The organism is Eggerthella sp. BIOML-A4, from assembly GCF_009875575.1.
GTDB lineage: Bacteria > Actinomycetota > Coriobacteriia > Coriobacteriales > Eggerthellaceae > Eggerthella > Eggerthella lenta.
Map to the genome: position 1 here is coordinate 21,401 of NZ_WWRX01000005.1, position 24,070 is coordinate 45,470.

Annotated in this window: 22 protein-coding genes; 9 read left to right on the forward strand and 13 right to left on the reverse strand. The window is 60.7% G+C overall.

Annotation, left to right across the window (positions count from 1 at the left end; all coding sequences use genetic code 11):
• Window positions 1-16 precede the first annotated feature (16 nt).
• The 7 genes from GT613_RS05505 (at window position 17) to GT613_RS05535 (ending at window position 11,013) form a co-directional block, all read left to right on the forward strand.
• A complete protein-coding gene (locus GT613_RS05505; RefSeq protein ID WP_154249391.1) occupies window positions 17-2,443 on the forward strand; it encodes a VirB4-like conjugal transfer ATPase, CD1110 family in 2,427 nt (808 codons plus the stop codon).
• The gene (locus GT613_RS05510) at window positions 2,444-4,090 is read left to right on the forward strand and encodes an NlpC/P60 family protein (protein WP_154249360.1); all 1,647 of its coding nucleotides are present in this window, start codon (window positions 2,444-2,446) and stop codon (window positions 4,088-4,090) included.
• 13 nt (window positions 4,091-4,103) lie between these two features.
• Window positions 4,104-4,847, forward strand: a complete 744-nt coding sequence (locus GT613_RS05515) for a hypothetical protein (RefSeq protein WP_154249361.1) — start codon at window positions 4,104-4,106, stop codon at window positions 4,845-4,847.
• A 5-nt stretch (window positions 4,848-4,852) separates the two neighbouring features.
• Entirely contained in the window at window positions 4,853-5,857 is a 1,005-nt protein-coding gene (locus GT613_RS05520; RefSeq protein ID WP_154249362.1) for a conjugal transfer protein TrbL, read from the forward strand.
• A 129-nt stretch (window positions 5,858-5,986) separates the two neighbouring features.
• Window positions 5,987-6,454: a DNA gyrase gene (locus tag GT613_RS05525; protein WP_154249363.1), complete on the forward strand. Its 468-nt coding sequence runs from the start codon at window positions 5,987-5,989 to the stop codon at window positions 6,452-6,454.
• 11 nt (window positions 6,455-6,465) lie between these two features.
• Window positions 6,466-10,233, forward strand: a complete 3,768-nt coding sequence (locus GT613_RS05530) for a VaFE repeat-containing surface-anchored protein (RefSeq protein WP_240132867.1) — start codon at window positions 6,466-6,468, stop codon at window positions 10,231-10,233.
• A gap of 105 nt (window positions 10,234-10,338) precedes the next feature.
• Window positions 10,339-11,013, forward strand: a complete 675-nt coding sequence (locus GT613_RS05535; protein WP_154249364.1) for a class B sortase — start codon at window positions 10,339-10,341, stop codon at window positions 11,011-11,013.
• On the opposite strand, the gene GT613_RS05540 is transcribed toward GT613_RS05535, so the two are convergent.
• Genes GT613_RS05540 through GT613_RS05550 form a run of 3 tightly spaced genes read right to left on the reverse strand, consistent with a single transcriptional unit; the run spans window position 11,010 to window position 13,614 of the window.
• On the reverse strand, window positions 11,010-11,468 hold the full coding sequence (locus tag GT613_RS05540; RefSeq protein WP_161172549.1) for a hypothetical protein: 459 nt from the start codon (window positions 11,466-11,468) through the stop codon (window positions 11,010-11,012). The two genes, GT613_RS05535 and GT613_RS05540, sit on opposite strands and share 4 nt — an antisense overlap.
• A gap of 42 nt (window positions 11,469-11,510) precedes the next feature.
• Window positions 11,511-12,518 carry a type I glyceraldehyde-3-phosphate dehydrogenase gene (locus GT613_RS05545; RefSeq protein ID WP_154249366.1) on the reverse strand — a complete coding sequence of 336 codons (1,008 nt, stop codon included), beginning with the start codon at window positions 12,516-12,518 and terminating at the stop codon, window positions 11,511-11,513.
• Window positions 12,519-12,528: 10 nt separating this feature from the next.
• On the reverse strand, window positions 12,529-13,614 hold the full coding sequence (locus GT613_RS05550; protein ID WP_161172550.1) for an AbrB family transcriptional regulator: 1,086 nt from the start codon (window positions 13,612-13,614) through the stop codon (window positions 12,529-12,531).
• A 132-nt stretch (window positions 13,615-13,746) separates the two neighbouring features.
• Here GT613_RS05550 and GT613_RS05555 point away from each other — a divergent pair, with 132 nt between their 5' ends.
• Window positions 13,747-14,670 carry a helix-turn-helix transcriptional regulator gene (locus GT613_RS05555; RefSeq protein WP_154249367.1) on the forward strand — a complete coding sequence of 308 codons (924 nt, stop codon included), beginning with the start codon at window positions 13,747-13,749 and terminating at the stop codon, window positions 14,668-14,670.
• Between the two features lie 6 nt (window positions 14,671-14,676).
• On the opposite strand, the gene GT613_RS05560 is transcribed toward GT613_RS05555, so the two are convergent.
• The 6 genes from GT613_RS05560 to GT613_RS05585 all read right to left on the reverse strand — a co-directional run bounded on the left by GT613_RS05560 (window position 14,677) and on the right by GT613_RS05585 (window position 20,024).
• Window positions 14,677-14,943: a helix-turn-helix transcriptional regulator gene (locus GT613_RS05560; protein WP_154249368.1), complete on the reverse strand. Its 267-nt coding sequence runs from the start codon at window positions 14,941-14,943 to the stop codon at window positions 14,677-14,679.
• A gap of 131 nt (window positions 14,944-15,074) precedes the next feature.
• A complete protein-coding gene (locus tag GT613_RS05565) occupies window positions 15,075-15,443 on the reverse strand; it encodes a thioredoxin family protein (RefSeq protein WP_154249369.1) in 369 nt (122 codons plus the stop codon).
• A gap of 52 nt (window positions 15,444-15,495) precedes the next feature.
• Window positions 15,496-16,440, reverse strand: a complete 945-nt coding sequence (locus GT613_RS05570) for a permease (RefSeq protein WP_204987382.1) — start codon at window positions 16,438-16,440, stop codon at window positions 15,496-15,498.
• 100 nt (window positions 16,441-16,540) lie between these two features.
• Window positions 16,541-17,545: a permease gene (locus GT613_RS05575; protein WP_154249370.1), complete on the reverse strand. Its 1,005-nt coding sequence runs from the start codon at window positions 17,543-17,545 to the stop codon at window positions 16,541-16,543.
• A 315-nt stretch (window positions 17,546-17,860) separates the two neighbouring features.
• The gene (locus GT613_RS05580; protein WP_161172551.1) at window positions 17,861-19,345 is read right to left on the reverse strand and encodes a hypothetical protein; all 1,485 of its coding nucleotides are present in this window, start codon (window positions 19,343-19,345) and stop codon (window positions 17,861-17,863) included.
• Between the two features lie 7 nt (window positions 19,346-19,352).
• The gene (locus GT613_RS05585) at window positions 19,353-20,024 is read right to left on the reverse strand and encodes a hypothetical protein (protein ID WP_154249372.1); all 672 of its coding nucleotides are present in this window, start codon (window positions 20,022-20,024) and stop codon (window positions 19,353-19,355) included.
• A gap of 181 nt (window positions 20,025-20,205) precedes the next feature.
• Here GT613_RS05585 and GT613_RS05590 point away from each other — a divergent pair, with 181 nt between their 5' ends.
• The gene (locus tag GT613_RS05590; RefSeq protein ID WP_154249373.1) at window positions 20,206-20,478 is read left to right on the forward strand and encodes a hypothetical protein; all 273 of its coding nucleotides are present in this window, start codon (window positions 20,206-20,208) and stop codon (window positions 20,476-20,478) included.
• 389 nt (window positions 20,479-20,867) lie between these two features.
• Here the strand turns inward: GT613_RS05590 and GT613_RS05595 are convergent, their stop codons facing one another.
• Genes GT613_RS05595 through GT613_RS05610 form a run of 4 tightly spaced genes read right to left on the reverse strand, consistent with a single transcriptional unit; the run spans window position 20,868 to window position 23,829 of the window.
• Window positions 20,868-21,551 (reverse strand): hypothetical protein, encoded by a 684-nt coding sequence (locus tag GT613_RS05595; protein WP_154249375.1) that lies wholly within the window; start codon window positions 21,549-21,551, stop codon window positions 20,868-20,870.
• Window positions 21,552-21,607: 56 nt separating this feature from the next.
• The gene (locus tag GT613_RS05600; RefSeq protein WP_154249376.1) at window positions 21,608-22,180 is read right to left on the reverse strand and encodes a hypothetical protein; all 573 of its coding nucleotides are present in this window, start codon (window positions 22,178-22,180) and stop codon (window positions 21,608-21,610) included.
• Window positions 22,177-23,406: a relaxase/mobilization nuclease domain-containing protein gene (locus GT613_RS05605; protein WP_154249377.1), complete on the reverse strand. Its 1,230-nt coding sequence runs from the start codon at window positions 23,404-23,406 to the stop codon at window positions 22,177-22,179. Before GT613_RS05605 ends, GT613_RS05600 begins: the two co-directional genes overlap by 4 nt.
• A 3-nt stretch (window positions 23,407-23,409) precedes the next feature.
• Entirely contained in the window at window positions 23,410-23,829 is a 420-nt protein-coding gene (locus GT613_RS05610) for a CopG family transcriptional regulator (RefSeq protein ID WP_114557387.1), read from the reverse strand.
• Between the last annotated feature and the right edge of the window lie 241 nt (window positions 23,830-24,070).

A 24,070-nucleotide genomic window follows, 5' to 3' on the forward strand; every position in this document is an offset into this window, starting at 1 on the left:
CTTCGTAAAGCAGCTGATGGGCTCGGCCAGCAAGTCGGGCCGATCCAAGAAGGCCCACGAGGAGAAGCTCAAGCGACAGAAGAAGGCGCGCGCCCAGGCAGGCGAGATCGCCTCATACATCGGCTACGACGCCATCTACAAGGACGGCATCGCGCAGGTAGAGGAAGGCCTCTTCTCGCAGACGATCGAGTTCTCGGACATCTCCTACCAGTCGGCACGGCGCGAGAACCAGCAGAACATCTTCACCGTGCTCTCATCGCTCTACAACTACTTCGGCGCGGACTCCTGCGTCCAGCTCACCATCGCCAACGTCCCCATCCCAGACGAGGAGATCGGCAAGAAGCGCTTCTTCAAGGCGTCCGACCCCGACACGGAGAGGTACGCCGAGGAGTACAACCGGATCCTCAACGACAAGATGCGAGAGGGGGTCTCCAACCTCACGCGCCACCGCTACCTCACCTACATGGTGGGCGCTGACGACGTCTGGGAGGCGGTGCCGAAGCTATCGCGCATAAAGGGCGACGTCATCGACACGCTCTCGCGAATCCGCTGCGAGGCGCACGCCCTGAACGGCACCGAGCGCATCGAGGCGATCCAGTCGCAGCTGTGCCCGAAGTCCCCCTTCACGTTTGACTGGGAAAAGGTGAGCCCCGTCTCCAGCACAAGGACAAAAGACCTCATAGCGCCAGCGCTCATCGACTTCAAGCCGCACGGCAGGGCAGACATTTTCCGGGTGGACGACGCATACGGCTGCGTGGTCTCCATCCGCACGTTCGGCTCGATGCTCGAAGACGACTACCTCGCCAAGATCATCGACCTTCCCATGCCGCTCTCGGTGAACCTGCACATCCAGCCCATCGCGCAGTCCGACGCCCTCGCGCTCGTGAAGCGCCAGCTCGACTGGATGGACAAGGAGATCATCGACGAGCAGATGAGCGCGATGAAGAAGGGCTACGACTACACGATCCTGCCGCCGGAACTAAGGTACTCCAAGGAGGAGGCCGAGGAGCTCCTGGACTTCCTTCGCAACAAGAACGAGCGCCTCTTCACCTACACCGGCCTCATCTACACCTACGCGGACTCCGTGGAGGCCCTTGAGCGCCAAGTGGACCAGATCGTGTCGATCGGGCAGGGCAACTCGCTCGGGATAGAGCCGCTCTACTACCGGCAGCGCCAGGCGCTGAACTCGGTGCTTCCCTTAGGGATGAACCACATCGACGTCACCCGCTACCTCACCACGGGCCAGATAGCCATGCAGATGCCCTTCGCCTCGCTGGAGCTCAACCAGGAGGGCGGCGGCTACTACGGGCAGTCCAAGCAGTCGGGCAGCCTCGTCATATGCAACCGAAAGAAGCTCGCCTCACCCATGGGGTTCGTCTGCGGCAAGCCCGGCTCCGGGAAGTCCTTCTCCGTGAAGCGCGAGATCACCAACACCGTGCTCGCCTACCCGGAGGACGAGATCATCATCTTCGACCCCGCAGGAGAGTACGGAAACCTCATCGAGGCCTTGGGAGGCGTGAACGTCCGGCTCGCCCCCGACGCGGACACCGCGCTCAACCCCTTCGACCTCTCGGACGTGGAGGGGCGCGCCGACGCCGCCCAGCTCGCGTTCAAGATCGACGCGTTCCTCGCACTCTCGTCGGCGATGATGGCGGAGTCCTCGGAAGGCCTTCCCGAAGCCGACAAGTCGATCATCACGAGATGCGTCGAGGCGGCCTACTCCAGGTGCACGGGCGGGCAGGGCGTGCCGACGCTTTCCGACTTCCACGAGATACTGAGCGGCCAGCCCGAGGCCGAGGCGCGCGACATCGCCCTCAGGTACGAGCGCTACGTCACGGGCGCGCTCTCCTTCTTCAACCGCCAATCCAACGTGGGCTTCGACAACCGCATCACCAACATCGATCTGCACGACCTCTCAACCAACATGCGCGTGTTCGGCATGCTCACCGCGCTTGAGGCGGTGCGCAACCGTATGTACGCGAACTTCGAGCGGGGCATCACCACCTGGCTCTACATCGACGAGGTGCAATCGCTCTTCGGACATCCCACCATCATCGACTACTTCGCGAAGTTCTGGGCGGAGGGGCGCAAGTTCAACCTCATCTGCACCGGCATCTCGCAGAACACCTCCCGCATGCTCACCCACGAGCGCGCCCGCACCATGGTGCTGAACTCGGATTTCATGCTGCTGCACAAGCAGGCGAGCCAAGACCTCGCCGCCTGGGCCGACATGCTCTCCCTCTCGGCAGCGGAAAAGGAGTACATCGACGAGTCAATCAAGGCCGGAGAGGGGCTGCTCGTCGCAGGAGGCGCGCGCGTGCCCATCCGGGACGACTTCCCTAAAGGCGCGCTCTACGACCTATGGAACACCAAGCCCGAGGAGATCGCGCAGCTAAAGCGCGCGCACCTCTTCGAGAACAACGCGAAGAGGGGCAGAGGGTAGATGGATCCGAGAGAACTCGACAAGGACCACTGCTCCATCGCCGACATCGTCACTGCGGATAAGGTCGACGCCGTGAGCTCGGGAATAGTGAAAGACGGCGAGAGCCAGAGCCTCTCCGCGCTCGCGGGCAGGGAGGACGCCCTCGGAATGCGCAACCCGAAGAAGGGCGCAAAGGGCACGACCCGCAAGGCGAAGGCGACAGCCTTTGCAAGTGCAAGCTCGAAGGCGGGCACAGAGCCAGCTTCGGCCCAGGCTCCATCAGAGGAGGCGGCGCATGCGGCGGACGAGACCAACGGGCGGCTCAAGGTGCGCCGGGTGCTGGAGCGACAGGCGGTATCCGAGCTCGACGACACCGACGAGTTCGAGGGCGCGCAGGGCGCATACGACGCCGGGAAGGGCGCAAAGCGCGGCATCATGGCAGCACGGGAGCGCAAGGCGAAAGGAGCTGCGCGCGCATCCAATGGCGGCAAGGGCGCAGGGGCCGCGAAGGGCAAGAGCGCCGGAGCCGCAGGAGCGGGAAAGGCATCCCCATCTGCGGCGATCCCGGGACATGCCCGCGCAGCGCAAGCGTCCGCACAGGCAGCAGGCGGTGCCGCGAAGACGGCGGCATCCGCATCGGGCAGCACCGCAATCGCCGGTGCCGTCGGCGGAAGCGGGATCGCGACCGCCGGAGGCGTGCTCGCGGGCATCATCGCCTTCGTGCTCGTCGCGCTCCTCGTCGGACAGATCGTATCGGCGCTTTTCGGGTTCTGGGACGCCGAGGACAAGAAGCGCTCCATGGAGGGGCTCCCGCCCTACATCACCTACGAGATGGTCGAGGAGGCCGTACGCTGCCAGGAGGAGTTCGGGCACCCCGCCGGGTGCACGATCGCGCAGATCATCTGCGAGTCCGGCCAGGGAGAGACCATGAGCCAGCTCGCGACGCGCGACCACAACCTCTTCGGGATGAAGTGGGCGTCATCTTTCGCCTCGGCACCGGAGGTGGCGGGAAAGGCCGGATGGACCACCCACGAGGAGTACACGCCCGGGCAGATGTCCACGATCACCGCCTACTTCACGGTCTTCAAGGGAGACGTCGAGTGCATACGCTTCAGGAGCCGCGTGTTCCTTCAGGCCTCCCACTACAAGAACAATGCCCTCATCAGGCAGGCCATCGCCGAGCACTCCTCCGACAAGATGGCGGAGGGACTCAAGGACGCGGGATGGGCGACGTCGTCGTCCTATGTCGAATCGCTCAAGGCAGCGCTCGACGCGTACAACCTGCGCAGGTTCGACTCGATGAGGGCCGATGACCTTGAGAGCGGCGAGCTCTCGGCAGACGCGATCATCGCCGCCGCCTACAGCCAGCTCGGCGTGCCCTACGTGTGGGGCGGCACCACGCCCGGGGTCGGCCTCGACTGCTCGGGGCTCACCCAGTACTGCTACCGGCAGGCGGGCATCGTGATCCCGCGAAACTCCGAGGACCAGGCGGCGTTCGGCCGCAAGGTCCCGGTGTCAGAGGCTACGCCCGGCGACATTCTGTGGAGGCCTGGGCACGTGGGCATCTACATCGGGGAAGACCGCTACATCCACGAGCCTCACACAGGCGCGGTCTGCACGATTGCAAGCGGCACGTCTTACTTCACGAGCGCCATAAAGATCAGATAGGAAGGAAGAGGAAATGTCGAAGAAGAACAAGCTCATGCTCACAGCCGCCGTTATCGCCGTGCTGCTGCTGGTCGGGTCGGGAGTGGCACGCTGCTCGCTCGCCCGCGAGGATGTCGAAAGCACGAATTCTGCCATCGAGGCCATCGAGAAGGAAGAGGCACCGACGTCCCAGCAAGGCGCACCTGCAGAAGGGCACGCGGATAAGGCGGCGGGCATGGAGGCGCTCGTCGGCACCTCCTGGACGGGCATAGAAGATCCCGCCTACACGCTCTCCATCGTCAAGGGCGCGTTCGTCGAGGCGAAGGACGGCCAGACGAGCGTCACCTACTGGACGCTCGACGCAGAGGAGGCAACCGACACGACCGTAACGGCGACCGTGCTCGCCTCGAAGTCGCTGACCGAGGCCGCGAGCCCCTATCTCGTTACCGTGGCCACTGAGGGCGCTGACACCGTTCTGAGGACAGACGCGCTCTCATGCTCGTACAAGAAGGTGCTCCTCGGGGAGAGGGCGCTCTCGTTCACGGGCGTCACCTCCAAGCTGGAAGAGGCCATGGGGGTAGAGACCGCCAAGATCGAGGCGGCCGTGTCCGCGCGGGCAGCGGCGGTATCGCCCAACGCAAGCCGTGCCATCTGGGACGCCGAGGCGTGGATAGACTACGCGAACGGGGCTGCGACCACGACCTTCACGCTCGACGACGGCGCATCGACCATGATCTCGGTCACACGCTCATCCGACGGCACCATCGAGGCGCTCTGATCCCGATGGAGAAGCTAGGAAACCCCGTCTCAAGCAGACGGTTCATACTGGCCTTCGCGGCCACCTTCGCGCTGCTCACGGCGCTACTCATCCCGACGCACTTCGCGTGGGGCTCGATCGCAGACGACATCAACGCATGGCTCTGCGGGGTGCTCCGCGACTGGTGCAACTGGATCTTCGCCGCGCAGACCGACGTCATGCGATCGCTCGGTGCCACCGGCGTGCTCTCGGCTCCCTTCGAGACGATGCTCACGAGCGCTGGCGACGTGTCGATGTACGACATCGCGCGCGGCGTCTGGCAGGTGGCGGTGCTGCCCATAGGATGCGGGGTGCTCGGGCTCGTGTTCACCTTGAAGCTCATCGAGATCTCGCAGCGCATGGACGGCAACCAGTCGCTGCCGGGAGTGAAGGAGGTCGTGCTCCTCCTCGTGTTCTTCGCCGTGTTCCTGTTTCTGATCCAGCACTCCTTCGACCTGATGGCCGCGATCTACGAGGTGATAGGGCTCGCGATCGACCGCGTGGAGGGGCTGTTCGGGACGGGCGGCGCTCTCGACATGACGGCGGTGTCCATCGTGACCGCAGATGACGACCTCTCCGCGCTCCTGGCGCTTCTGATAGTCGCGGTCATCAGCTGGCTCGTCGTGCTCATCGCCTACATCGTGGCCCTCGTCGTCTGCTGGGCGCGAGCGATACAGCTCTACATCATGGCGGCCTTCTCGCCGATACCGCTGGCTTTCCTTGGCTTCGACCAGACGCGCCAGATCGGCCTCGGGTACCTGAAGAGCTTCGGGGCCGTCTGCATAGCAGGCCTCATCATCCTGATCCTGCTCATCAGCTTCCCCGTGATCCTGGGCGGCATCGTCGCCGTGAACCCCGGGACGGGGACGCCCATCGACGCCATCGCGAACGGGCTCACCTACGCGCTCCAGTACCTGGCCATGTGCATCCTTCTCGTGCTCTCGCTCGTGAAGAGCGGTGCCTGGGCGCGCGACATCGTGAGCGGCTTCTGATGGCGGAGACGACCTGAGAGGAGGTGGTGCCTATGGAATCGGGCGGAAAACGCTAAGGCAGAAGGGCGCGGAAAACCTCCAAGCAACGCCGCGCCCAGAGATCGACAAGAGATGCAAAGGAGCACTCACATGGAAGACAACAAGAAGAACGTCTACGTCACCGTGCACAAGAACTTCGTGAGGGAGAACATCGAATACCCCGACCGCAAGACCGGCGAGACCAAGACGTTCAACTCGGTGACGCTGCCGAAGGGCACCATCATCGACGGAGTGGACGTCAGCTACTACCAGTTCACGCCCCTGTTCGTGAACCCCTCACGCTTCAAGGGCGAGAACTTCCGCGACATCCCGCTTCTGGCGGACAAGGAGGTCTGGCTCAAGAAGGACGCCCTCGACGCCGACGGGAATCCTGTCCTCGACGAGGACGGAAAGCAGGTCAAGGACATCGTCAAGGTCATGCCAGCACAGCTCAAGGAGGCGATCAACAAGGGTCGCGAGGCCTACCTCGCCTCGCTCGACGACAAGGCGAAGGACGCCCGCGAGGCGTCGGCCAACCAGGACCGCGAGGCTCGCCACGCCGAGCCGGTCGCGCGCTAAGGAGGCGGAAGATGAAAGACATCACTGAAGCAGCGATGGCCTCGAAGGTCGTGCGCTGCATGCTCGCCGCGCTAATCGCCCTGACATCGGCGCTCGGAGCGCTCGGCGTCCAGGGCACTAGCGCCTATGCCGCCGAGAGCGCGAACCTGACGACTGGGGGCAAGATCCCATACGGCGGCTACTCCACCACCTGGATGGAGGCCGACGGCGAGATGGCCTACTGCGCCGACCCCCAATCGGCAACGCCTTCTCCCGGCAGCTACGCCAAGAGCTCCATCAACGCCCCCTCCGGGCGCAACGCCGAGGTGGTGGCTGACCTCTGGTTCGCCTACGGGAGCCCCGGATTCGATGCGAGCCTATGGCCGGACAAGTGGTACGACGGCACCGAGATGAATTCTGCCCGCTACGCGGCCTGCGCCCACATCCTCGTGTCCGACACGTACACCTCCGACGGCTCGTACGCGCTCTACGGCTGCAACGCCGACTTCAAGAGCTGGGCCCGGAAGAACGTCATCGGCTTCGGCACCGACGGCAGCATGATCAACTCGAACGCGTCGGGACGCCTCATCGCCGCGAGGACGGCAGACGTTCCCTCGAACTTCGAGGCGTTCCAGCTCTACACCGGAGCTGGTACCCAGATCATCCTCTCGTTCAAGTACATCCCCTACGGCAACATCGACCTGGTGAAGGTCACCGCCAACGAGGAGATGTGCGAGGGCAACCCGCTCTACTCCGTGGAGGGCGCGGTCTACACCGTGTACCGCAACTCGGGCCTCACGGACGCGGCTGGCTCAATCACGACCGACAAGGACGGGTGGGGCATCCTGGAGGAGCTTGAGCCGGGCGACTACTGGGTGTGCGAGACCAAGCAGGCACCGGGGCACGCGATCGATCCGACCGTGTACCCGGTGAAAGTGACCTCGGACGAGACCACGCGCGTTAACGGCCAGACCGTATCCGACATTCCGCAGTCGGACCCCGTCGGCATGCTCGTCGGCAAGGTCGATGCGGACACGGGCGAGAGCCGACCGCAGGGAGACGCCACGCTCGCAGGCGCTCTCTTCACCGTCCGCTACTACGCGGGAGACTACGCCGACGCGGCGGCGGCCGAAGCCTCCGGCGCGCCCGCGCGCACCTGGGTGTTCGAGACCGACGGGGACGGCTTCGCCTACCTCGCGGACGAGTACAAGCACTCGGGAGACGCGCTCTACTACCAGACCAACGGCGACGCCTCCATCCCGCTCGGCACCGTTCTCGTCCAGGAGACGAGAGCCCCGCAGGGCTACAACCTCGACGACGGGCACGGCGGAGCGCCCAAGGTGTTCTGCGTGCGCATCACGCCCGACGGCGCTCAGGGCGAGTCCGTCTACACCTACAACTCGCCCAAGGTGCCCGACACCGTCAAGCGCGGCGACTTCCGCCTCGTGAAGGAAGTGCCCGTGACCGTATACGACGAGCCCGACGGCGACATGCCCCAGGAGGTCGTGCGCGTGCTCGTGCCCGGCGTGAAGTTCGAGCTCTACAACGACTCCGAGGAGGCCATCCTCTCGCCCGAGACCGGCAAGCTCGTCGAGCCCGGCAACCGCGTGTGCACCACCACGGTCGACGAGAGCGGGCTCGCCACCACCAGAGACGGCAACGCCGACGTGAACGGCTGGAGCAAGCCCTCCGACTGGACGGGAGCGCTCGCATACGGGACATACCGCGTCCACGAGGTGATCCCGCAAGACGTGGCGGACGCCTTCAAGGCGAAGTGGGGAAAGACCCTCCTTCCCGTTGAGGACTGGAAGACCACGATCCGCGAGGAGGGCCAGTACGACCCGCCGCAGCTCGTGAACGACCGCCTCCCTCAGACCCCTCTCAAGGTCGTGAAGGTCGACGCCGAGACCGGCAAGCAGGTCCCGCTTCCCGTGAGCTTCCAGCTCGAGGACGCAAGCGGCAACCTCGTCACCTACACCTCCCATTACCCCGTGACCGAGACCATTGACACCTGGACGGCCAACGAGCGCGGCGAGCTGACGCTGCCGACGCTGCTCGAAGAGGGCGACTACACGCTCAAGGAGGTCCGGGCACCCTACGGCTACGTGAAGGAGCTCGAGGGCAAGGCGTTCCATGTCGGCGAGGACTACAACGGTTGGGACAACCCGCTCGTCATCGAGTTTGCGAACATGCCCCAGAAGGCGACCATCACCGTCGCCAAGACAGATTCCTGGACGGGAGAGGCCGTGGATGAGTCCGTCTACATCGTGAAGGCGGCGGAGACCATCCAGACGCCCGACGGCACCATCCGTGCGCACGAGGGTGAGATCGTCGCCACGCTCACGACCGGCGAGGAAGGCAAGGCGGCCACGCCCGAGCTCTACCTCGGAACCTACACGGTATACGAGGCCAAGGCGAAGGACGGCTACGCGCTCGACGTCGTCGAGAAGACGGTGGCGCTGGAGTACGCGGGCCAGGAGGTGGCCGTCTACGACCACGAGGAGGCAGTGACCGACACTCCCACCGACCCCGAGATCAAGAAGGTCGATGCGCTCGATCCCGAGACCCCCGTCGCAGGGGCGGTGTTCCGCATCTGGAACGACGAGGGAACCTTCGACGAGGAGATGACGACCGACGAGAACGGGATCATCTCGCTCGCCTACGCGAAGCACGGTAGCTACCACATCCAAGAGGTGGAAGCTCCCGAGGGCTATGTGATCGCCGACCTCGACGAGGAAGGGAATCCGACCATCACCGACTTCACGGTGAACGACCAGGGAATGATCGAGTGGGACGAGAGCGGTGCCATGGCGCAGGCGCACGAGTTCACGCTTGAGAACATGCCCAAGACCATGAAGACTACCGCCATGGACTCAGAGAGCGGAACCCATGAGGGCCAGGCTCGCGAAGTGCTCACCATCGTGGACACCATCGCCTACACGGGCCTCGTCCCCGGAAACGAGTACACCGTGAGCGGAACCCTCATGGACAAGGCCTCGGGCGAGCCCGCGCTCGACGACGAGGGCAACGAGATCACGGCGTCCACCACGTTCACGGCGGATGAGTCGTGCGGCACGGTGGATGTGACCTTCACCTTCGCGGGGGCGAGCCTCGCGGGCAAGTCGCTCGTCGCATTCGAGACGATGGAGTTCGAGGGGGCAGAGTACATGGTTCATGCCGACATCGACGACGTGGAGCAGACGGTGGCTATAGTGGACATCGCCACCCAGGCGCGCGACGCCGAGACCGGCACCAACACAGGCACCATCGGCGAGCACGTGAAGCTCATCGACACGGTTGCCTACACCGGGCTCGCGCCGGGCAGCACCTACAAGCTCTTCACCATGCTCATGGACAAGGCTACCGGAAACCCAATCTTGGGCGATGACGGCCTTCCCATCGTGGGAACGACCGAGTTCGTGCCCGAGACCCCGGACGGAATCATCGACGTCGAGGTCGAGATCGACACGCGCGAGCTCGCAGGCCATGACATCGTGTTCTTCGAGAAGCTCTCAGACGCACAGGAGAACATCGTCGCAACCCACGAGGACATAAACGACGGCGGCCAGACCGTGAGCTTCCCGGAGCCCGAGCCCGTGCCCGAGCCCGAGAACCCCGGGAAGGGATACCCGAAGACCGGAGCATTCGCTGAGGCCGATCCCGTAACTGCCAGCGTCGCGGTGATCCTGCTCTGCGGCATCGCCGGTGCGACCTATGCCTACGTCCGCCGCTCCCGCAAGCAGACCGACGCCATCGAAGAGATGGAGGAGGAAGCGCTGGCGGCAGCAGACGAGGATTAGAACCGACCCTTCGCGCAAGCGTCAAGAACCTTAGCTGAGAGCTAAGGACGGCAGGGTGGGGCGCTCGCTGGGCGTCCCACCCTTTTTCGATACAAGGAGCAAAAGATGAAGAGAATCAGGAAGGCAGTTAGGGTTACGAGCGTGATTATGGCCGCCATACTCACCGCGCTCGTGGCCACCGTCCTCTGCGCGCCGGAGGAGGATCGCATTGCGCTGACCGAGGCGTTGGACGGCCTTCATGACCAGGAAGAGTCTGGAAGGCAGATCGATTGGGACAGCCTTCCCGCAGAGGTCATCGCATGGGTGGAGGTGCCAGGCACGGGAATAGACGAGCCGGTCGTGCAGGCCTCGCCCGATTCCCCGAACGCATACCTTTACAGGGACGTGTTCGGCCAGGGGGCGTATGGGACGCCCTACATTGACTGCGAGTGCTCGATAGATTCCAGGCTCGTCATAGTCTACGGTCACCACATGTCCGACGGGACGGCTTTTGCCGAGTTCGCCGACTTCATAGACGAGGAATTCGCCCGAGAACACAGCCGCATCATCGTCTACAAGCGAAGCGGAGAGGCGCTTGATCTTGAGGTCTGCGCCATCGACGTGGTGAACGCCAGTCGGGAAAGATTGGTGATCGATCAAGAAGAGAGCTTTGAAAAGATTGTAGGAGCAGCAGACTTGCAGCTTTCAGACCCAGCAGAGGCAGAGCAGCTCTTCGCTTTCACCACCTGCTCCTATCAAACCTGGAATTCTCGGACGATAGTATATGCGCATCACGCTTAGGCGGGCACAAAGGTACCGATAAAAGCCAGCCCAACGAGCGCGGCGATCGCTATGGCAACAACTCTTATTACGTACCTCAAATTCGGGGCAAGCCTTAAATCCCTGACTAGGGATTTCGCGGATACACAGACATGCGCCGCCAAAGCAACATCCAACGTCAGCACGATTACGAACCACAGGCGAGTTTCAAAAACCGTCAAGACATGCGCCACACCCACAACTCCGACAAGAACACCGCTGATCCATTTCTTCAGCTGGTGCGCCTTCTTCTTTGCGCTAGGCGGCCTTACCTCGTCGTGGAGCATATGCCTTGTGGTACCGATACTCAGAGCCACGTGAAGCACGGCTATACAAACACCAACCCAAACTACCCAGCCCACCTCTCCCGAAGCGACGCTCCAGCAGAATAACGCCCCCATGATCGCATGGGCGGAAAATACCGCCAGCAGCAGCAAGGACACTATTCCGTTGGCATATCTGAGCATCTATCATGTGCCCTATAGCGAGCGCAGGAGCTTCACGTATTGCGAGACGTAGGATGTCTCGTTGTCGAACCATGCTGCAACCTCCACGAGATATCCTTCCTCAAGCGGCGACACCTTCGTCTGTGTAGCGTCGAAAATGGAGTAAAGGTCGGTCCCAGCGATGTCGGAGGACACCAGCTCCTCTTCCGTGTAGCCGAACATCCAGCTCTCTTGTGCGTGCATTAATTCGTTCAGCCTATCGGCATCGAGCGCTCCCTCGCCACCATAGGAGACGACGGCGTACAAGGTGCTGAGGCTGCCTCTCGTGACCGGGACTCTGATAGCATAGCCAGAGAGCTTCCCTTGCAGTTCAGGCAGCACGAGCCCCACCGCTTGGGCGAAGGCGGCTGTGGTGGGGATGATGTTCTCGGATGCCGTGCGCGATCGCCGAAGGTTGCCTTTGGGCTGCGCGTCGTCGAGCGTCATCTGTGACGGAGTGAGCGCATGGATGGTGGTGGCGATGCCCTGGCAGATAGGTGCAACCTCGTTCAGAGCCTTCGCGAATGGAACAAGCCCCACGGTCGAGCACGATGCGGCAGATATGATGTCGTCCGATTCGGTAAGGATAGAGTCGTTTATCCCGAACACCACGGTCGGTACGTCGCTTCCCGCTGCGGCGGAGATGAGCACCCTCTTAGCGCCCGCGTCTATGTGCGCCTCGGCCTTTGCGCGCGAACAGTACGCCCCGCTGCATTCGAGCACAACGTCGATCCCGAGCTCTCGCCAGGGCAGCGCGGAGGCGTCGGGCTCGCGGAATGCCCTGACGGCCTTCTCGCCGATTGTGAGCACCCCCGCTGCCTCGTCGAAAGAGACCCTCTCTCCCAAAGCGCCGTATTCCGTGCTATGCGCCAACAGGTATGCGATCGTCTCCATGGAGGCGATATCGTTCACGGCAACGAGTTCCACATCCTCGCACTCCAATAGCGAGCGCACGACCAGACGCCCTATGCGTCCCATTCCGTTCACAGCGACACGTTTCATGTGAATTCTCCTATCCTGGGTTTCCGGTGATGAAGCATATGAGGTTGATGATCTGAGGGAAGAGCGCCATCACCACGGCAGCACGTATCACCTGCATGATCACCACGTCGGTGTTCTTCACGTGCAGGTCCTCCATGATGAGCGCCATGTCGGAGGCCCCTGCGGGAGAGGCCATGAGCATGCCCTCCTTGCGCCCGTAGCCGAACAGCCTGCTCTCAAGCTTACCGGCGGCGAAGCAGTTCAGCGTGTAGCCTGCGATGAGGATGAGCGCGGGCAAGATCAGGTCGGGCAGCCCCGCAAACCCTTCTGCCGTGAGCAGGGTCCCCAAGTAGCAACCTGCGAGAAGCTGGCATCCCTTCTTCACTACCTTGGGGATGAATGCGAAGTCGAAGGCGAGCTTCAGGACGGACACGGCAACGATGGAGGCCGTGAAGGTAAGGCCGGGAATGCCGCTCGCCTTGCCGAGGGCGCCCGCGACGACGGCCACGGCCAAGGCGGCCACGGTCGAGGCGGCGGATTTCTGCTTCGACTTCACGCGCTTGGCATCCTCTCCCAGCGCCGCATCGCCCGGGTCGGGGTGGCCCTGTTTCGTTCGCAGCCGGTCGAACGCCTCGATCATGATGGGGAACACGCCGATGCCGAGCACCTGGCGTATCAGCTGCATGATGGTCACGTCTGGAGCGTTCGCGCCCATGGCGGCGGCCACGATGGGCGTGTCGTTGATGCCGCCCGGCACCGCGCACATGAGCGAGGTCACCAGGCTCAAGGGAGATGTCGCCCATATGAGGAATCCCACGACCAAGTTCAGCAGAAGGAAGATCGCGAGCAGAAGAACCATAGGCTTCAAAAAGCCGCGCATCCGCTCAATGTCGCTTCGCTCAAGGGAGCACCCCACGAACGCGCCCGCCACCATCTGCACGAGCGTGCGCGTCTCGGTAGGAAGCCACGCCTCGCCGGTTGCTATGCTCAACACCGACACGCCCACGAAAGCGCCTATCATGAAACCGGCAGGCACCTTGAACTTCTTGGCCAGAAGCCCGCAAGGGATACCAACCGCCAAGGTCAATGCTGCGCACATGATAAGATGCTCGTCCACTTACGCTCCTGTCTATTGATGCTTGGGCGAGTATAATGCAAGGCCAATCACGACGTTTCGAACGATGAAGAAGCGAAGCGAGTTATATACTGTTCCGTATCGTTTCGCACGATTTCGCGCAAGGAGCAATGTATGAACCAAGACGAGGCATTGACCGCTGAGGAAGTCGCCAGGCTGCTGAAGGTGAGCCGTGGCACCGTCTACGCCCTCAAGGACAAAGGGGAGCTGCCCTCGTTCCTGGTCGGCCGCAAGCTCCGTTTCACAAGGAAAGCCGTTCAGGAGTACATCGAGCGCGATCAGCCGCTAGGCGAAAACCCAGGGCGGGAAGTCCCATTCGTCACCGCTGCGCACCAGCCTGAGAGCTTCGTCATCTGCGGTCAGGACATAATCTTGGACGCGCTTTCGAACTACATGAACCAGGCGGGCGTGCCCAGCCTCCGCTCGTACGTGGGAAGCTACGACGCGCTCACCGCCCTCTATAAGGACGAGGTGCAGCTGGCATCATCGCACCTCTGGGATGGCGAGACCGACACCTACAACGTGCCGTTCGTGAGAAGGCTCCTCCCGGGCGTTCCCGCCGTGGTCGTGAACCTCACGTACCGCACGCAAGGATTCTATGTAGCCAAGGGCAACCCTCTTGGCTTGAAAACATGGGAAGACCTCGCGAGACCCGGGATCCGCATCGTGAACCGCGAGAAAGGCGCTGGGTCGCGCATCCTTCTCGACGAGCACCTGCGCACGGCGGGGATCAACCCGCAAGAATTGGAAGGTTATGACAACGAGGTGCAATCCCATATCGCCGTCGCCAGCACGGTGGCGCGCGGGCGGGCGGACGTCGCCGTCGGCAGCGAGAAGATAGCGCGCCAGGTGGACGGCCTCGACTTCGTACCGCTTCAGAAGGAGCGCTACGACCTCGTGTTCAAGAAGAAGGACATCGACACCAGGCCGGTGCGTGCTCTCATGGGGATCCTCGAAACCGGAATCTTGAAGGAGGAGTTCTCGTCCCTCGGCGGCTACGATACGACAGATATGGGCAAGATCATGTGGATGGGCTAAGTATTGCTAAAGTGCATGGAGGAATCTCGCGATCTCCTCGATCGTTGATTCATCCATCGAGTAATGCATCCATCTGCCCTGCTTTCTCGCTTTGACCAAGCCGGCGTCTCTCAGCAGCTTCATATGATGGGATAGCGTTGGCTGCGCGATATCCAGTTCGTCAAGAATGCGGCATGCGCAGATTTCGCCCTGGCTTGAGATCAGGTTGATAATCCTCAAGCGATTCTCGTCACCGAGGGCCTTGAAAGCTCGTGCTTCTTTCTCTGTGTCCATTCTGGACCCCTTGCGTGTCTGATGCATAGATATATCTAAATATATTCCACTACGGTTAGAGTTCGGTCAAGAGAGAAACCGGGATGCATCCTTCATCTGATGGATGCATCCCGGAGTTGCCCCCGACATGCCTAGATCAAACTTGCTATTTCGTCCGAGCTCAGCACTTTGCCCTGAGAAACAACCTTCCCGTTCACGAGCAGCGCAGGTGTGGACATGATGCCCGCGTTGGCGATGGCCGCTGGGTCAGTAACGTAATCGACGCTCACCTTCCCATTAGCCTTTTTCGCCGCTTCCTGCGCATTGTCGTTGAGCTGATGGCAGCGCTTGCAACCCGGGCCGAGGACGGTGAGCGTGACCAGATCCTCTCCGGACGCATCGCAAGCTCCTCCGCAATCACACGTCGTAGATGCTTGCTCGCCTTCGGGCACCTCCACGATTTCCATCTCGCAGCAGCTCTTCTTCTCTTCTTTGCCGAACACCTTTCCGAACAATCCCATTTCCTTTTCCTTTCTCCTATGGGTCTTCTATCCTTTTGCTACACGCATGCCGCTATGGCATGACAGGCGTGAATGCGAAGCCTGTGCCTATGGCCACCAACAGGATGCACAGCACGAACGTCACCACCATCGGCTTCTTGAATATGCTGTTCAGAAGCGACACCTCGGGGATGGAGCAACCGGCACCGCCCAGTATTAGCGCGATGACGATGCCCAAAGACACGCCCTTCTCCATGAGGATGCCCGCGATCGGAATCATCGTCTCCACACGGATGTACATGGGTATGCCAATCACGGCGGCAAGCGGGATTGCCCAGAGGTTGTCGGCACCGGCAAAACCCTCCAGGAGCTCGGTCGGCACGAACCCGTAGATGAAGGCCCCGATGCCCGCGCCGAGGAGCAGCCAGCCGACGACGCCTTTGAACAGCCCGATGGCGTCTTTTAAGGCGTACTTGCAGGCCTGCGCCTGCTTCTGCCAGAACGTGCCCTTCAGGTTCTCCCACGTTGCCTCGTCGCCCCCGCAGCAGCCGCCCTTGACGGCGACGTTCTTGATGTAGCGGGAGAACCCGAGCGCATCGAGAACGAGCCCCGCGCACACCGCGAACGCGAAGGTGATGACGGCGTAGGTCACTGTGGGCACCGGGCCGAAGAACACGAGCAACAGCGCTATGATGGCCGGGTTGAGGATGGGCGACGTCATCAGGAACGATATGGCTCCCGAGAAGGGCGCGCCGCTCTTGAAGAGCCCCACAAGAACGGGGATGGTGGAGCATGAGCAGAACGGCGTCACTGCGCCGAGCGCAGCGCCAAGAAGCGCATTTGTCACCTTGTGGGGGCGCGACAGGATGCGCTTGATGCGCTCCTTCGACACCCAGACCTGCAACAGGGCCACGAAGAAGCTGATGGCGATGAAGAGCAGGAAGAGCTCTCCGAACAGGTAGGCGAACGTGCCCAGCACATTGAGCAGGTTCTCCACCGTGAAAAGATCGTCGAACACGTTATCTCCTTTAGGTCGTTGATGATTCGGGCATACGAAGATGCCGTCCTACACCGACCTGCACCTATAGAGCCTCTTGCATCTGCACATACGCCCCTCCTCACACGAACAGGGGCTGCAGCCAGTTGAACACGTAGCCGCTTATGATCATCCCCACGAGGCAGATGCCGACGAACGCGGCGAGCAGCTTCGGCTTCACAACACGCGAGAGCATGGTGAGCGAGGGGATCGAGAGCACGGTGACGCTCATCATGAACGCGAGAATGGTTCCGAGTCCTACGCCCTTCTGGAACAGCGCCTCGGCGATGGGGATGGTGCCGAATATGTCGGCGTAGATGGGCGCGCCGACGAGTGTGGCGAGCACGACCGCGAGCGGGTTGCCGTCGCCGAGGACGGCCTCAATGATGTCCTGTGGGATCCAGTTGTGGATGAGTGCGCCCACGGCCACGCCGATAAGGATGAACGGGAAGACCTTACGAAAAGTCTGCCCAGTCTGTTCGAGAGCGTAAGAGACACGTGCTCTTTTGGTCATAGCCTCGGCCTGCTCAGCATCGACAGCTTCTCCGCGCACGAAGTCAGCCACCTGGTCGTCCATCCCCAGATGCTGGATGATGGAGCCGCCCGCAACGGCGATGATAAGGCCTACCACCGTATAGATGAGCGCCACGTGCGGGCCGAAGATGCTCATGATGAGGATGATGGAGGCGATGTCCACCATGGGCGATGATATGAGGAATGAGAACGTGACACCGAGAGGCAGTCCTGCTCGCGTGAACGCGATGAACAGCGGGATGGACGAGCAGGCGCAAAACGGCGTCACGGTGCCTAGGAGTGCGCCGACTATGGTGCCGCCGATTCCCTTGAAGCGCCCGAGGATGCGCTTGCTGCGCTCGGGAGGGAAGTAACTCTGTATGTAGCTGATGATGAAGATCATCACGCATAGCAGAATGACGATCTTGATGGTGTCGTAGATGAAGAAATGGATGGTGCCTCCCCACTGGGAGGTGACATCCAGTCCGAATGCGCCCACGAGCTTCGCCACTAAGTCCGATAGCCACTGCATCTTGAGCACCTGATCCATGAAGAAAGATCCGACCGCTTCCATTCACGCTCCTATACATTCAAAATCTTCGATGTATTCCGAAGTATATCGACATATCTAAAAGTGTCAATATGTATGACTGCGATATCCCCTTCCTTGTTGTGCAGCTCGATTAACTGTCTGTCAACATCGACACTGCTCTTAGTGAAATAAACGGCAAACGGAAGGAGTCGATGCGCGTCTTCTGGCTAAGAAGTGCATTCCGTGTTCGTTGCCGGACGAGAGATCCATTATTCCATGCTGCATCTCTCACTCAAATTGCGAGCTAAAACTCAGAGAATGGATTTAAATAGCTAACCGGCAGAAAGGCAATATCATTCATGAAATATAGCCAACCTTCCCGAATTCGATGACACCTCGCTTCGGAAAACTGACCTGGTAATTATTGGCAGACGTTGTATCGAAGGGCAAGGCATCTGGAGAAAACATATCGATAGAGGCTGAGTCTGGCATGAACCTCTCATACTCGAACACCTCGATGCCTAAAGACTTAAGCGTAGACTCTGGCAACTCGTAGTCCTGGTCAACGATACCGAAGAAAGTGATACCTCTATCGACAGCAAACGACATAAGCAAGCTTTGTCCAGCGTTGTATGTAATGCCTCCCACTGCGGAGCCGACGAAGCTGCCCAGCAAGTATCCGATCATCGGGACCATCGGAAGCGTAGCTTGGCCAACAGCGCCTCCCGCCAACGCAACAGCGGAAATGAAAGTATCCCTGACGACGGCATCGGCAAACTCGCGATTGCCCATCTCTCCCTTAGCGACTCTCACACCGTTTCTGATTGCGTTCACAGCGACAACAGTGGCGCTAGCGACTATGGAGGGGTTGAAATCTTTAACAGATTCGCCAAGAAGACCCGACCGCATCGCCTCTACGATCGCGGAGCTGATGCTTCCTGTCACGAAAGCCGAACCGCTATTCGTTGCCAAATCCGTCCCTGAATCTTGGAATCGATCCAAGTCTATCTCGCCGGTTGCAACCAATTCCTCTATACAAGAGACAAGGAGTGGCCCTGCCTTCAGGACCGCCGCTATCATCGCGGCAGACATGCCCGCCTTAAGAGAAGATGCCAGGATGTGCTTCGCTTTTATCATCTGGTCTACGGAGATACCATAATCTTCGAGATTGAGTTTTCCTTCTTTAGCGTCTCGTGCGATCTGTTTTGACTCCTCGCGAGAGAATGATTTCGACTTGATGCCCTTCTTGTCCTCGACGACCTCAGACAGCTTGCTTTTGGTCTCCGAATAGCGTTGGGCATTCGCCTTTCTCGTCACGGATTCCTTCGCAGCTTTCCTGTCCAGAAAAAGCTCAGCATCTTCTGTCTGGCCTTTCGGTATGACGCGCCCCATGCCCTCGTATATCGGACTGCTCTGATCTACGTCGCCTTGGGCGATGGCATGTGCGGCAGCTGCTTTTGTAGATGGATTGTTAGCGGCCTCCTGATAGGTCACCGACTGCGCCTTCGCGCTCTTCGCCCCATCGGCGTAGGACTTGACTTGGAATTCCTCTCCCGTGTTCAAAACGATATCCGGAGAAGCGAAAGTTGTGACCCTCGGGACAGTCCCACGATTTTCAGACTCGGATAGTATCGCGTCCACATTGAACGTATGAGCGAGCAGATACTCGGCGATATCGCCGCTGAGGAAATCCACCGACTTGTTGGTACCTAGCGCCTCTATCGCTTCGGCTAGGGCAGCGATCTCCTCCTCAGCAAGCGCAATACGCTCTGCGGCGTCGTTGGCTGCAATCTGGGCACCAGCGTTCTGCGCATAGTATTCAAACCCTTCTGCGTAACCCACGTCCATCTTATTCGCCCAAGAACTCCGTCAGCCCGTCCATATACAAGATCAGGGTCAACAGCGAATACTGCTGATCCTTCGCTTCGGCGGCCTGAAGCATATCGCCCGCTTTCGCCAGAGCCTGTCCGGCTATGTTGACCGCCGCTTGGCCATGGATGGCGGCAGCAGACGCAACCCCGAGAACAGGTGAAAGGAAGGCCAAAGGAACAGGAAGCAGGGCGATGACGTCATCCGGCTTCGCTTGCTGGTTTTGCTGCTCGGCCTCTGATGGGCTGAAGTGAAGATCGAGCTCCTTCTTGAAGGTCTTGCCGTATTTCTCGCAGAGCTCCTTGAATTCGCCGTAGTTGTCCTTGTTGAGGCTCCCGTCATCCACGAGCATATATGCCTGCGCGCCAAGCCAACCGTAGCTCATTCCAACGGCATAGAACTTGACATTCATATTGCTACGGGCTTCTCGGGCGCTCTCGTTGTCGCCGATGAAGAGAATATGATTGGTGGAGTTAAGGCAATTGAGATTGTCCCTGTAGTGCTTTTCGTCCCAAACGACCGCATCGACCGAGCCGTCCTTTGTTCCAACCTGCTTGTCATCCGAATCGTCGAATGCGCTTATCAGCTGTTGCAGGTATGTTGCGTATTTCCTGTCAGACTCATTGCTGACGATGATCAGTTTCTTCTTCATCTAGTCCTCCAGTATTATCTTAGAGACAATTGTATTCTAGGAATTATCAGGAGGCCGATGCAGCTCGGTATAATGCACGGCATCCATATCAGTTTCTATGTTATCGGATCTTACTTCGTTGCGATGTCCCATAAAGGGACATGATCTTCAAGACAATTATTCGTGGAGCAAGGGGAAGAATGTGAGCGAAGAAGACTTAAGGCGAGCTCAAATTGAGCAAGAGGCTGTCGAGTTCAGCGAGAGGTTAGCTATCGAGAACCCTGGCATGTACGAAATCGAAGAAATGAAGGAATTGATAGAGCGCCATGACAAGGTTGAAGAGATAACGGACAAGGCAATCAGGGAAGATTTCGCATCTATGCCTCCCGCTATGCAGGAGCAGATGAAGGAAATGCTCAAAGCCTCAGATGTTTCAGTGGAGGTATGGAAAGAAATCTTCGGCGAGGACTTCTGATTTACCGTAGCATCGATTAGCCGCCAGTTAATGAAAAGATAGTTCTTACAGGCTATTCTTTGGATCAAGGGAGCCGGATGTGCGACTGGCCAGACTACCGGCTCCCGTTTCCATGCTAGATCCCCGGGTAGGAAATGTCCCATTCCTCCGGGCATGTGGATACAATGCCCTCGATATCATCCTTCAGCACATTCGCGAGCATCTGGCACATGCAATAGTCAGTGGATTCGGTGCCCACGTGCGAGAGGGCTTCAGCGACTCCCGAGATGCTGGACAACGAGTTTCGGAGCTGGTCTTGGAAAGCTAGCAATTCCACTTCCGTCATAAATGTTCCCTACTTTCGCGATAACGGGGATGCTGGACATGCGAGCAATGGTAGCCCTTGGGAGCTATTCCCAGTGCCCTCCCACGACCTTTGTTTCCCAATGTCCTTCTTCCGCATAGCTCGCTGTGTCGTATCCGGTGATCTCGCGGCGCACCTCGCTGTGGTGTCCCGAACTTTCGCCGGCTTTCATATGAGCCTTCGCATGCGCAGAGGCGTTGCCCGTGACGTTCTGTCCGCAGCTGTTGCAAATCGAGACCTCCACGGTGGAGTAAACGGGAATGCTCTCGGTCCACGCGGCCTTGTCCACGACCCAAACCTGCTCGGTGTCCTCGATCCATTTCCTCTGCGGCGCGCTCTGGGCAGGGGCGGAGGCATTCGGCTTGCTCTCGCTCTTCGGTTCGGATTGCGATGAACCGGAAGCTGGTTGCCCCGGTGTCGCAGCAGTCGCATCGACGGAGCCGTCGCCTTCTTGAGATACCGTCTCATCATTTGCAGACTCGACAGCCTCCGATTCTTGTGTCGCGGAATCCTCCTCGGTCTCACCGGATTCGGTGACCTCCGGAACATCGATGCCTTCTACGGCTCCGCCCGCTGCATCTGCGACGGCACGGCTCGCCCCGATCCCCCCTGCGCTCACGTCGCTTGAGCAGGACACGAGCGCTACGCCCAGAGCCAGCATGATGGCCAGGACTGCGCAGACAGCCGCCAGCTTTCCATTATCGCTTCTGGTCGAATCGCTGATCTTCATTCATCTCACCTTCCTACATGAAGCGGAACACCGCTTTGATAAGCCAACGCAGAAAACTACCAACCAGCTTCATCCATATCGCCCCATTCCTCGGCCTGCTCGTCCTCTTCCTTTTCCCTCATCTTGCTCTCCGCCTCGATCGATGAGATGACGGCATCCACCACCTCTGCCGGTATCCCCGGCACCTTCGGGTTCGGTTTCCCGGTCATCCTCTTGAGGTATCCGAAGAGCTCCGCGATCCTCGCGTGCAGCCCCTTCGAGGAGCTTCCGATGCACTCGTAGGCCGCCTCGTCGAACGCCTGCAGGTCGACGAGCTCTCCGAACACGCGCTTCATGATCGCCTCGCCGTCCACTACGACGAGCTCCACATGTCCGAGTTCCTCGGCGTCGGCGAGGAGGAACTCCCATCCGCGCCTGCGCCTGGCTGCTGGCACCTGGCCGTCATTGTCTTCCATCTTCTCTGCCTGGTAGCTGTGGGCGGCCATCCAGAGACCGCCATCGCCTAAGGTGTCGAAGCGCACCTCGAAGTTGGTGAGCATGTTCGACTTTCCAAGGGGCGTGGCGGCGGTGAAGGTCGCCGTGTCGAAAACATCGAGCTTCTGGTCGTCGTATGTGACCTTCACTATCATCTGTCGCTCCTCTCGCGGTTGCGCCTCTGCTCGGCCTCCTGGGTCCTTGGCGCGGGCTGGTGTTGGTTTCCGTGCCGCCTCGTCGATGCGGGAGCCGACTCGCTCCTGCTCCTATGAGTCATGAGGTTGTTCTCTGCGACGTAGACGCGCGCCTCGGTCAGACGCCTGAAGCCCTCGCTGCCGAGCTGATCCCTTCGGGCGATGGTGGCGGCCCTCGCATCGAAATCCTCCAGGTAGCGGATATCGAACTTCGCGCACGTCTCAAGGACGGCTGAGAGTCTTGAGAGGTCCTGCAGGTCGTTGAGCTCAACGGCGTTCACAGCCCGTCGGCGTATCTCGCCCTCGGTCTTGCGCTCGGGGTGGTACGCCGACTGCCTCTCGAAGCGGCTTCTCAGCATCTGCTTGCCGAAGGTGAAGCCGAGCCTCTCGCCGGACACCTTCTTGGTCGGATCGTCGGCGAGCGAGAAGATCCAGTCGTCGCGCCGGGCCTTCGACGAGTTGTCGGCCACGTCGATGCCGAGGCGTCTGAGAGCCTCCATGAAGTCGGCCTCGCTCCGGGACGTGTTCTTCGCGAGCGCCACGCGCGCCCTGATGTCGCCAACCCACGAGTAGTTGCCGGAGCGCATGATCTCCTTCTCGGCGCGCCCGAAGTAGATACTCTGGCGCGTACGCGCCGTCTTGAGCCCGGCGCTCTTCTGGGATCTCTCGGGCATGACGTTAGAGAGCCCCTTAAGTCCGCGTTCGCGCGCCATGTCCTGCAGCGCCCGGTTCAAGTCCTCGGGATGCTCGGTCTGCATGCGGTAGCCGGTCTTCAGGTTCACGTTGTTCACGACCACGTGCGCATGGGGGATGCGCCCCTCGTTGTCCTCGTGGTAGACGATCGCCACCTCGTGATCCGGGAAATAAGCCCCGACCCATGCCTGCGCGAGCTCGCGCAGCGCGGGGAGGTCGATGCGGTCCTCCGGGTCGGGCGAGATGACGAAGTGCTTGAAGGTGCGCGCTTTGAGGCCTCGCCACCCTGAGTTGGTGCCGTAGGCTTCCCTCGTGGCGTCCATCTCCACGTCCCAATCGACGAAGATCGCGTTCTGGCCGCGATCCTCGCACACCCACTCTCCGTCGAGCGGCAGGTTCAGGACGTCGCGTCCGATGGCTCGGTTCTTCTTCTCAAGGTAGCGCCTGATGCCTGCCACCGACCCATGCCCCGATATCGGCTTCAGGATCGGCATCGCTCACGCCTCCATGATCGTCGAGCACTGGATGCGTGCCAGCTCGTAGACGATCCGCTCGGCGTTCTCGTTCACCGCCGCGAGCTCCGTCTCGATGGTCTCGGCCTTGGGGGCGATGAGCTCCGTGGTCGCCTTGCCGTGGACGATGTAGTAGTTGATCGAGTTCATGGCATGCACGGCCTGGTTGTAGTGGTAGCCCCAGCGCGTGAGCTCCCGCGACATCTGGCGCATCGTCTTCCTGTCGATGACGACGCCGTCGGGGATCTCTCCCTTGGCCGCCTCGGCGAGCATGGGGATGCGGATGAGGTAGCGCAGGTACTTGGACTGCGAGAGCTCCGACACGCGGCAGCGCTCGACGAGCTTCTGGTAGTCGTCCTCCGCGAGGCGGAAGCTCAAGGTCCTGGTCTTGTTCATGGGGTTCATAGGAATACCTCCTGGTTGCTGTTCCAAAGATTCGTATCAGGGGCGCGGGGGATCCCCCGCCAAGCGGAGGTGAAGGGCGCAAGTCCCGAGCGCCTGCGCTTGCCAGATCCCCGGGAGTTGGCGGAGCGGAGCCCCCACGAGGCTCAAGCGACATGACTGCTCCATCGCCTCCCGGGGCAAGTGCTATGGCGTCATCGAAGATGTAATACGCCATAGGCTACTTGCTGGATTCGGCGTCTAA